The 9,046-nt window shown below is 76.0% G+C and carries 8 protein-coding genes; 6 read left to right on the top strand and 2 right to left on the bottom strand.

Translation table 11 applies throughout. The annotated features are described in order from the left end of the window. From ACYVI6_RS16890 to ACYVI6_RS16865, 6 genes are all read left to right on the top strand, one after another. Positions 1-808: ROK family protein (locus ACYVI6_RS16890; RefSeq protein WP_460447480.1), on the top strand; the 808-nt coding region annotated here is incomplete at its 5' end. Positions 809-821: 13 nt separating this feature from the next. Continuing rightward, positions 822-1,601 (top strand): glucosamine-6-phosphate deaminase, encoded by a 780-nt coding sequence (locus tag ACYVI6_RS16885; protein WP_460447479.1) that lies wholly within the window; start codon positions 822-824, stop codon positions 1,599-1,601. 38 nt (positions 1,602-1,639) lie between these two features. Continuing rightward, positions 1,640-4,174: a DEAD/DEAH box helicase gene (locus tag ACYVI6_RS16880; protein WP_460447478.1), complete on the top strand. Its 2,535-nt coding sequence runs from the start codon at positions 1,640-1,642 to the stop codon at positions 4,172-4,174. A 140-nt stretch (positions 4,175-4,314) separates the two neighbouring features. Beyond that, positions 4,315-4,467: a hypothetical protein gene (locus ACYVI6_RS16875; protein ID WP_460447477.1), complete on the top strand. Its 153-nt coding sequence runs from the start codon at positions 4,315-4,317 to the stop codon at positions 4,465-4,467. Positions 4,468-4,573: 106 nt separating this feature from the next. After that, a complete protein-coding gene (locus tag ACYVI6_RS16870) occupies positions 4,574-5,902 on the top strand; it encodes an MFS transporter (RefSeq protein ID WP_460447476.1) in 1,329 nt (442 codons plus the stop codon). Then, positions 5,899-7,131, top strand: coding sequence for an App1 family protein (locus ACYVI6_RS16865; protein ID WP_460447475.1), 1,233 nt, complete (start codon positions 5,899-5,901; stop codon positions 7,129-7,131). The genes ACYVI6_RS16870 and ACYVI6_RS16865 overlap by 4 nt, the downstream gene beginning before the upstream one ends. Here the strand turns inward: ACYVI6_RS16865 and fabG are convergent. Both fabG and ACYVI6_RS16855 read right to left on the bottom strand, forming a co-directional pair. After that, positions 7,128-7,880, bottom strand: coding sequence for a 3-oxoacyl-ACP reductase FabG (gene fabG / locus ACYVI6_RS16860; RefSeq protein ID WP_460447474.1), 753 nt, complete (start codon positions 7,878-7,880; stop codon positions 7,128-7,130). The genes ACYVI6_RS16865 and fabG overlap by 4 nt on opposite strands. 79 nt (positions 7,881-7,959) lie before the next feature. Beyond that, a complete protein-coding gene (locus ACYVI6_RS16855) occupies positions 7,960-8,865 on the bottom strand; it encodes a hypothetical protein (RefSeq protein WP_460447473.1) in 906 nt (301 codons plus the stop codon). Positions 8,866-9,046: the final 181 nt, after the last annotated feature.

Here is a 9,046-nt window from a genome sequence, read left to right as displayed (position 1 = left end):
GGTGCTGCGCAGCGCCGCGGCCGCGGTGGCCGCGCTGGCCGCCGAGCGCCCGGCGTCCGCGCCGCTGCGGGCGGTCGGGGTCGGCGTGCCCGGCGTGGTGCCACCCGGCAGCGGCTCGGTGCGGCACGCGGTGAACCTCGGCCTCACCGACGAGGTCTTCGACCTCGGGCCGGCGCTGGCCGAGCGGGTCGGTGCCGCCGTCACCGTCGAGAACGACGTGAACGCCGCCGCCCTCGGCGCGGCCCACCAGCTCGGGCTGCCCGACCTGGCGCTGCTCAGCATCGGCACCGGGCTGGCGGCCGGCCTGGTCGGCGACGGCCGGGTGCGCCGCGGATCGCGCGGCGCGGCGGGGGAGGTGGGGCACGTGCCGGTCGATCCGCTCGGGCCGCCCTGCGGCTGCGGGCAGCGCGGCTGTCTCGAGCAGCTCGCCTCGGGCTCGGCCCTCGCCGCGGCCTGGCCGGTGCCCGGCGGACGCAGCCCGGCCGTCGAGCTGTTCGCCGCCGCAGCAGCCGGCGACGAGCGGGCCCGCCGCGTGCGCGACGACTGGAGCGCGGCGGTGGCGGCTGCCGTGCGGCTGCTCGTGCTGACCGCGGACGTCGAGGTCGTGGTGCTCGGCGGCGGCGTGAGCGACGTCGGGCCGCCGCTGCTCGAGGCCGTGTCGGGAGCCCTGGCCGCCCAGGCCACCGGCAGCGCGTTCCTCACCTCGCTCGACCTGCCCCGGCGCGTGGTGCTGCTGCCCGCCGGGTCGACCGCCGCGGCCGTCGGTGCCGCGATCGCCGCCGACCTCGTGGCCGCCGGCCGCGCCTGACCGGAGGAGCACCGTGGAGGTCGTCGTCCTGACCGACGCCGAGCAGCTGGCCGAGCTGGCCACCGACGCCGTCGTGGCGCTGGTGCGCGCGCAGCCGAGCGCGGTGCTCGGCCTGGCCACCGGCTCCAGCCCGCTCGGGGTGTACGCCGGGCTGCGGCTCCGGCACGCCGCGGGGGAGGTCGACCTGTCGCGGGTGCGCGGGTTCCTGCTCGACGAGTACGTCGGCCTGCCGCCCGGCCACCCCGAGCGCTACCGCGAGGTGATCCGCCGCGAGCTCGACGGCCTCGGCCTCGCCGACGACGCCGTGCAGGGACCGGACGGCCTGAGCCACGACCTGCCCGGCGCGTGCGCGGCGTACGAGCGGGCCATCGCGGCGTCCGGAGGGGTCGACCTGCAGCTGCTCGGCATCGGCACCGACGGGCACATCGGCTTCAACGAGCCGGGTTCGTCGCTCGCCTCGCGCACCCGGGTCAAGACGCTCACCGCGCAGACCCGCGCCGACAACGCGCGCTTCTTCGCCGCACCCGACGAGGTGCCGCACCACGTGCTGACGCAGGGCCTCGGCACCATCCGCGAGGCGCGCCACCTGGTGCTGCTGGCCACCGGCGCGGGCAAGGCCGAGGCGGTCGCCCGCACCGTCGAGGGCGCGGTGTCGGCGTCCTGCCCGGCGTCGGTGCTGCAGCTGCACCCGCACGTGTCGGTGCTGCTCGACGAGGCCGCAGCCGCCGGCCTGCAGCACCTGGCCTACTACCGCGAGACGTGGGCCGGCAAGCCCGCGTGGCAGGGCCTCTGAGCCCTTCGGGGCCCGGCCTGGGGGAGGATGGGCGCACCATGACCGCCGGCCCCGTGCACCCCCACCGTCTCGAGGTGCCGTCGTCGGCCGACCCGGACGCCGTCTACGACGCCTTCACCACCTGGACGACGCACCGCGGGCTGACGCTGTACCCGGCGCAGGACGAGGGCGTCGTCGAGGTGGTGAGCGGCAGCAACCTGGTGCTGGCCACGCCGACCGGTTCGGGCAAGTCGCTGGTCGCCGTCGCGGCGCACCTGAGCGCCCTCGCCGCCGGTCGCCGCACGTACTACACGGCGCCGATCAAGGCGCTGGTGAGCGAGAAGTTCTTCGAGCTGGTGCGCACGTTCGGGGCCGAGCGCGTCGGCATGGTCACCGGCGACGCCTCGGTGAACGCCGACGCGCCGATCATCGCCTGCACCGCCGAGATCCTGGCGAACGTCGCGCTGCGCGGGGGCCGCGACGCCGACGTCGGCCAGGCGGTGATGGACGAGTTCCACTACTACGGCGACCACCAGCGCGGCTGGGCCTGGCAGGTGCCGCTCGTCGAGCTGCCGCAGACGCAGTTCGTGCTGATGTCGGCGACGCTCGGCGACACCACCGACCTGCGCGCCGACCTCACCCGCCGCACCGGCCGGCCGACCGCCCTGGTGGCCGGGGCCGAGCGGCCGGTGCCGCTGTCGTACCGCTTCTCGATGGACCCGCTGCACGAGGCGCTGCAGGAGCTGCTCGACGCCCACGAGGCGCCGGTCTACGTGGTGCACCCGACGCAGGCGGCGGCGGCCGAGCGAGCGCAGGCGCTGATGAGCGTCAACGTGTGCAGCCGCGCCGAGAAGGCGGCGATCGCCGAGCTGATCGGCGACTTCCGGTTCACGGCGGGCTTCGGGCGGACGCTGTCGCGGCTGGTGCGGCACGGCATCGGCGTGCACCACGCCGGCATGCTGCCGCGCTACCGCCGGCTCGTGGAGCGCCTGGCGCAGTCGGGGCTGCTGAAGGTGGTGTGCGGCACCGACACCCTCGGCGTCGGCATCAACGTGCCGATCCGCACGGTGCTGCTCGTGGGGCTCACGAAGTACGACGGGCGCAGGGTGCGGCGGCTGAACGCGCGCGAGTTCCACCAGATCTCGGGTCGCGCCGGGCGGGCCGGCTTCGACACCTCCGGCACCGTCGTGGTGCAGGCGCCCGAGCACGTCATCGAGGACCACCGGGCGGTGCTCAAGGCGGGTGACGACCCGAAGAAGCGGCGCAAGGTGGTGCGGCACAAGCCGCCCGAGGGGTTCGTCGGGTGGTCGCAGCAGACGTTCGAGAACCTCGTCGCGGCCGAACCCGAACCGTTGCAGAGCCGCATGATGGTGTCGCACGCCATGCTGCTCAACACCATCAGCCGTCCCGGCGACACCCTCGAGCACCTGCGGCACCTGCTGCGCGAGAACCAGGAGCGGCCGGCCGCGCAGGTGCGCCTGGTGCGCCGGGCCGTGCAGCTCTACCGCGAGCTGCTCGCCGCCGGCGTGGTCGAGCAGCTCGCCGAGCCCGACGAGACCGGACGCCGGGCCCGGTTGACCGTCGACCTGCGGGCCGACTTCGCGCTCGACCGCCCGCTGTCGGCGTTCGCCCTCGCGGTGCTCGACGTCCTCGACCGCGACGCCCCGACGTACCCGCTCGACGTGGTGTCGGTGCTCGAGGCGACGCTCGACGACCCGATGCCGGTGCTGATGGCGCAGCGCAACCGGGCGCGCGGCGAGGCGGTCGAGCAGATGAAGGCCGACGGCCTCGAGTACGAGGAGCGGGTCGAGCTGGTCGACGAGATCGGCTGGCCGCAACCGCTCGCCGACCTGCTGGACGTCACCTTCGAGACCTACCGGGCGGCCCGGCCGTGGCTCGCCGCCACGCCGCCGTCGCCCAAGTCGGTGGTGCGCGACATGGCCGAGCGCGGCCTCACGTTCACCGAGACGGTGTCGCTCTACGGGCTGCAGCGGTCGGAGGGGCTGCTGCTGCGCTACCTGTCCGACGCCGTCCGCGCGCTGCGCCGCACGGTGCCCGACGCCGCCCGCACCGACGAGCTCGACGACCTGACCACCTGGCTGGCCGAGGTCGTGCGGCAGACCGACTCGAGCCTGCTCGACGAGTGGGAGCAGCTGAGCCACCCCGAGGCGGTCGAGGCCGCCGTCGACGCCCGGCCGCTCGACGCCGCGCCCCCGCCGGTCACGGCGAACGCCCGCGCGTTCCGGGTGCTGGTGCGCAACGCGATGTTCCACCGCGTCGAGCTGCTCGCCCGGTACCGCTACGGCGACCTCGGCGAGCTCGACGGCGACGCCGGGTGGACGGCCCAGGCCTGGGCCGACGCGATGCAGCCCTACCGCGACGCGCACGCCGACGTCGGCACCGGGCCGCAGGCCCGCGGCCCGGCGCTGCTGCAGGTCGACGCCGAGACCGACCCCGACGCGTGGCTGGTGCGCCAGGTGCTCGACGACCCGGACGGCGACCACGACTGGGCGATCACGGCCCGCGTCGACCTCGCGGCGTCCGACGCGCTGGGCGAGCCGGCGGTCGAGGTGCTCGAGCTCACCGCCCTGTGAGCGGGCTCACCGGCCGTCCGGGCCTCGCCAGCTTGGCCGTCATACGTAGCACCTTTACACTGGACCTGTGCCCGCCGACGACGCAGGCACGCATCCACACGGCAACGGCGCCGCACCTGAGCACCACTCCAGGAGCTGCCATGAGCATCATCGCCTTCGACACCCTCGAGACCCTGCACAGCACGTACACCGAGCGCGTCAACGAGGCCGTCGAGGTCGACGACCTCGACCTCGTCGACGAGCTGTCCCGCGAGTACGAGCACGAGCTGGCTCGCATCCAGCGCGCGGCCTGAACCGGCTGCGCACCGCAGGACCACCGCACGGGCTCGGACCACTCGGTCCGGGCCCGTCGCCGTGCCCCCGTCCGCCTCGTGGAACCCTGGTGACCGTGATCGACCGGTGAGCGCGCGCGGGCTGGGCCGGTTCGTGGTCGACGTCGAGCCGCTGCGGCACCGGGCGTTCCGGCGGCTGTGGCTGTCGACCGTCGTCACCACGGTGGGCAGCCAGCTGACCGCGGTCGCGGTGCCGAAGCAGGTGTTCGACGACACCGGCTCCTCGGCGTGGGTCGGCGTCAGCGGGGCGGTCGCCCTGGTGCCGCTCGTCGTGTTCGGGCTCTGGGGCGGCAGCATCGCCGACGCCCTCGACCGCCGCACCCTGCTGCTGGTCACGAACGCCGGCATCGCGCTCACCTCGCTCGGCCTGTGGCTGCAGGCGGCCGCCGACTCGCACTCGGTCTGGGGCGTGCTGGTGCTGCTCGCGCTGCAGCAGGCGTGCTTCGGGCTGAACGCGCCGGCGCGCGGCGCCGCCGTCCCGCGCCTCGTGCCCGGCGACCTGCTGACGGCTGCCGCGGCCCTCAGCACCAGCGTCAGCAGCCTCGGGCTCGTGCTGGGCCCGCTGCTCGCCGGCGTGCTCATCCCGGTGGTCGGTCTGCCGACGCTCTACCTCGTCGACACCGTCGGGCTGCTCGTCGCCGTGCTGCTGACCGTCGGTCTGCCCCGGCTGCCACCGCTGGCCCGCGCCGGGGGCGAGGTGCGGTCGCCCGGGCTGCGCTCGGTGCTCGAGGGCGGTCGGTACCTCCTCGTGCAGCGCATCCTGCTGGTCTCGTTCCTGGCCGACGTCGTGGCGATGGTGTTCGGCATGCCGCGCGCGCTGTTCCCCGAGCTGGCCGAGCGATCGTTCGGCGACCCACCCGGCGGTGGCCTGGCGCTCGGCGTGCTCTACGCGGCGATCCCGCTCGGTGCCGGTGTGGCCGGGCTGCTCTCGGGCACCTTCACGCGGGTGCGGCTGCAGGGCCGCGGGGTCGTGCTGGCCGTGGCCGCGTGGGGGCTGGCCGTCGCAGGGTTCGGGCTGGCCGGGCCGCTGTGGCTGGGCGCGGTGTTCCTCGCCCTCGCCGGGGTCGCCGACCTGGTCAGCTCCTCGTTCCGCGGCGCGATCCTGCAGCAGGCCACCACCGACGAGATGCGCGGCCGCATGCAGGGCTTCTTCATCGTGGTGGTCGCCGGCGGTCCCCGGCTGGCCGACCTGCTGCACGGCACGCTGGGCGACCTGCTCGGGCCACGGGTCGCGGTCACCGGCGGCGGTCTGCTGGTGGTCGTCGCCATCGTGCTCGTCGTCAGCCGGTACCCCGACTTCTGGCGCTACCAGGCGCCGGGGCGCGACGACGACGGCCGGTCGGCGGGGGTCGACGCCGCGCCGCGCGGGGACGCCGCCCCTAGGCTGGCGGAGTGACCGACGCCGAGGCCGCCGTCGAGCCCGCCACGACCTCGCAGCCGACGTCGCAGCAGGCGTCGCCGCAGCGCGCGACCCCCCGGGCCGACCCCCGGGTCGAGCCGGTGCTGCACCTCGGCGCGCGCCTCGAGGACCTGCTGAACCACGCGGTCGCGTCGCGGCTCATCCGGCGGCACTGGCGCCCGCGCGTGATCGCGTACACCGGCTACGGCACCGACGGCTGGGTGCGCGTGCTGGCCCGGGTGCTGCTCGCGCCGCCCGAGCTGGTCGACACCGGCGACCTGTCGGTGCGCGGCTGGCGGCACTTCCTGAGCGCCAAGCTGAGCGGCGTCCGCGTCGAGCTCGACCTCGGCGGTCGCCGGCACGTGCTGTCGAGCGGCCGCGGCGGGTACCTCGACGAGGTCGTCGCCGTCGACCTGCCGCCGGGCTGGTCCCAGGGGCGGCTCAGCGTCGAGGGCGGCGACGTGACGACCGTCGACGTGCGCGTGGTCGGGCCGGACGAGCGGGTCGGGCTGGTCAGCGACATCGACGACACGGTGCTGATGACCGCGCTGCCCCGCCCCCTGCTGGCGTTCTGGAACACCTTCGTGCGCCGCGAGGAGTCGCGGCGACCGGTGCCGGGCATGGCCGAGCTCTACCGCACCGTGCTGCAGCACAACCCCGGCGCGTTCGTGGTCTACGTGTCGACCGGCGCCTGGAACCTCGCCCCCGCGCTGCAGCGGTTCCTGCGCCGGCGCGGGTTCCCGCCCGGCCCGCTGCTGCTCACCGACTGGGGCCCGACGCCGGACGGCTGGTTCCGGTCCGGTCCGGAGCACAAGCGGGCGGCGCTGCGGCGGCTCGTCGACGAGCTGCCGCAGCTGCGCTGGGTGCTGGTGGGCGACGACGGGCAGCACGACCCGCAGCTGTACGACGAGATCGTCTGGGCCCGCCCCGAGGACGTGTGCCTGGTCGCCATCCGCCAGCTGGCCGTGAGCGAGCAGGTGCTCACCCACGGCACGCCGGTGCCGCTGCCGGAGGCCCGCCCGCAGCTGCGCTCGGGCCGCGACGTGCCCTGGCTGCGCGCTGCGAACGGCCACTCGCTGGTGCGCGAGCTGCGCAGCTCGGGCCTGCTCGACGGCCCGGTGCTCGGCCCCGACCGCCGCTCACCGAGGCCACGGCACCAGGCCCGGACCCACGGCACCGGGCCCGGACCTGCAGCGCAGGGCCCGGACCGGCGGCGTCAGGCCTAGACCCGCGCGCCGCCGTCGACGTACAGCACCTGGCCGGTGACGAACGAGGCCGCGTCGGAGGCGAAGAAGGCGATGGCGTTCGCGACGTCGTCCGGCTGCCCGACCCGGCGCACCGGCGTCTGCGCGGCCGCCGCCTCCTGGTACTCGGACGGCGACATGCCCACCCGCTCGGCCGTCGCGTCGGTCATCGCGGTCGCGATGAACCCCGGCGCCACCGCGTTCACGGTGACGCCGAACGGGCCGAGCTCGATCGCCAGCGTGCGGGTGAAGCCCTGCACGCCCATCTTGGCCGCGCTGTAGTTCGCCTGGCCGCGGGCCCCGAGGGCGTTCACGCTCGACAGGTTCACGATGCGCCCGCTGCGCTGCGGCACCAGGTGCCGCTGCGCCGCACGGCTCATGAGGAAGGCGCCCCGCAGGTGCACGCCGAGCACGACGTCCCAGTCGGTCTCGCTCATCTTGAACAGCAGGTTGTCGCGGGTCACCCCGGCGTTGTTCACCAGCACGTCGAGGCGGCCCAGCTCGCCGACCACCCGCTCGACGGCGGCGTCGGCCGACGCGGCGTCCGCCACGTCGCAGCCGATGCCGATCGCGCCGCCGCCGATCGCCGCGGCCGTCGCCTGGGCCACCTGCTCGTCGAGGGCGTCGACGGCCACCCGCGCCCCGTCGGCCTGCAGGCGGCGCGCGGTCGCCTCGCCGATGCCGCGGGCGCCGCCGGTGACGAGGGCCACCCGTCCGTCGAGTCCTGGCACGTCGTGCTCCTGTCGTGTCGGTCGTGCGCGTGCACGTCTGCGCGTCTGTGCGTCTGTGCGTCTGATCGAGTGCACCCGGTCAGGGGCCGCCCCGGATGCTGCCACCCACCGGCCCACCCCGCCCGGCGTCGGGGTCGCCGTCGGGGTCTGCACGCAGCAGCGGCCCGGCCGCGGCCCCGACCGCGGCGCCGACGGCGGCGTGCCCCAGCACCCGCGGGCCGCCCGCACCCCCGTCGACCCGGAAGGCCCGCGCGGGGACGTGCGGTAGCGCGGCCAGCTGCCTGCCCAGGGTCGACACCTGCGGCGGCAGCGGCACGTCGCGGTACACCGCGTCCGTCAGCTCCCGTGCGTCGGCGCGGACCCGGTCCGGCTGCCGGACGTCGCGCGCCACCTCGTACAGGCCGTGCGTGAGCTCGGACGCCTCGAGGCTCGCGGGGGTGTGCACCTGCACCTCGACCAGCCGCCCGGTCTGCCGGTCGAGCAGCGCGAGGTTCAGGCCCTTGTAGGCGCCGCGGTCGCGCCGGCTCCACGCGGTGTGCTCACCCGCGAGCTCGAGGTCGCGCTCGCGCAGCAGCTCGACGACCCGGCGGACGTCGGCGGCGTAGGCCGCCTCGTCGGCGACCACCGTGTAGCGCACGGTGTCGTTCACCGTGGCCAGCGACTCGGCCGGCGGCCGAGGTCGCGCAGGGGTGCCGCGGCGATCCGCCGGGGCGGCCAGGTCGGCGACCTTGCGCGAGAGCGACCCCAGGTCCTTGCGGGCGGTCTCGAGCCGGCGGACCTCGAGGCCGTGCTCGGCCAGCGAGGCGATCCGCGGGGTGGTGGACCGCTCGGCCCAGGCCGCGTCGCGGTGCAGCGACCCGGCGGTCAGCCGTTCGCTCACACCCGTCCGCAGCGGCACGTCGTGACGTGGCAGCACGTCGCGCAGCCGCAGACCGGTGCGACCGGTTCGGCCGGCCGCGTCGAGCAGGGCCCGGCGCGGTGGCACCGTCGCGGCGGTCTCGGCGGTCGCGGCAGCGGAGTCTCGTGCGCCCCTCGCCAGAGCCCGCCCGGCACCACCTCCGGCCGCGCGCTCGGCCCCGCGCGCGGCCCCGCGCTCGGTCCCGTGCTCGGCCGTGCGTGCGTCGCGTCGGTCGCGTCGGTCGCGAGCACCAGGCACAGGTCGGGCT

Source organism: Angustibacter aerolatus (genome assembly GCF_054776675.1).
The sequence above is the reverse complement of the archived record's forward strand: the minus strand, read 5'-3'. Positions and strand labels throughout refer to the sequence as shown.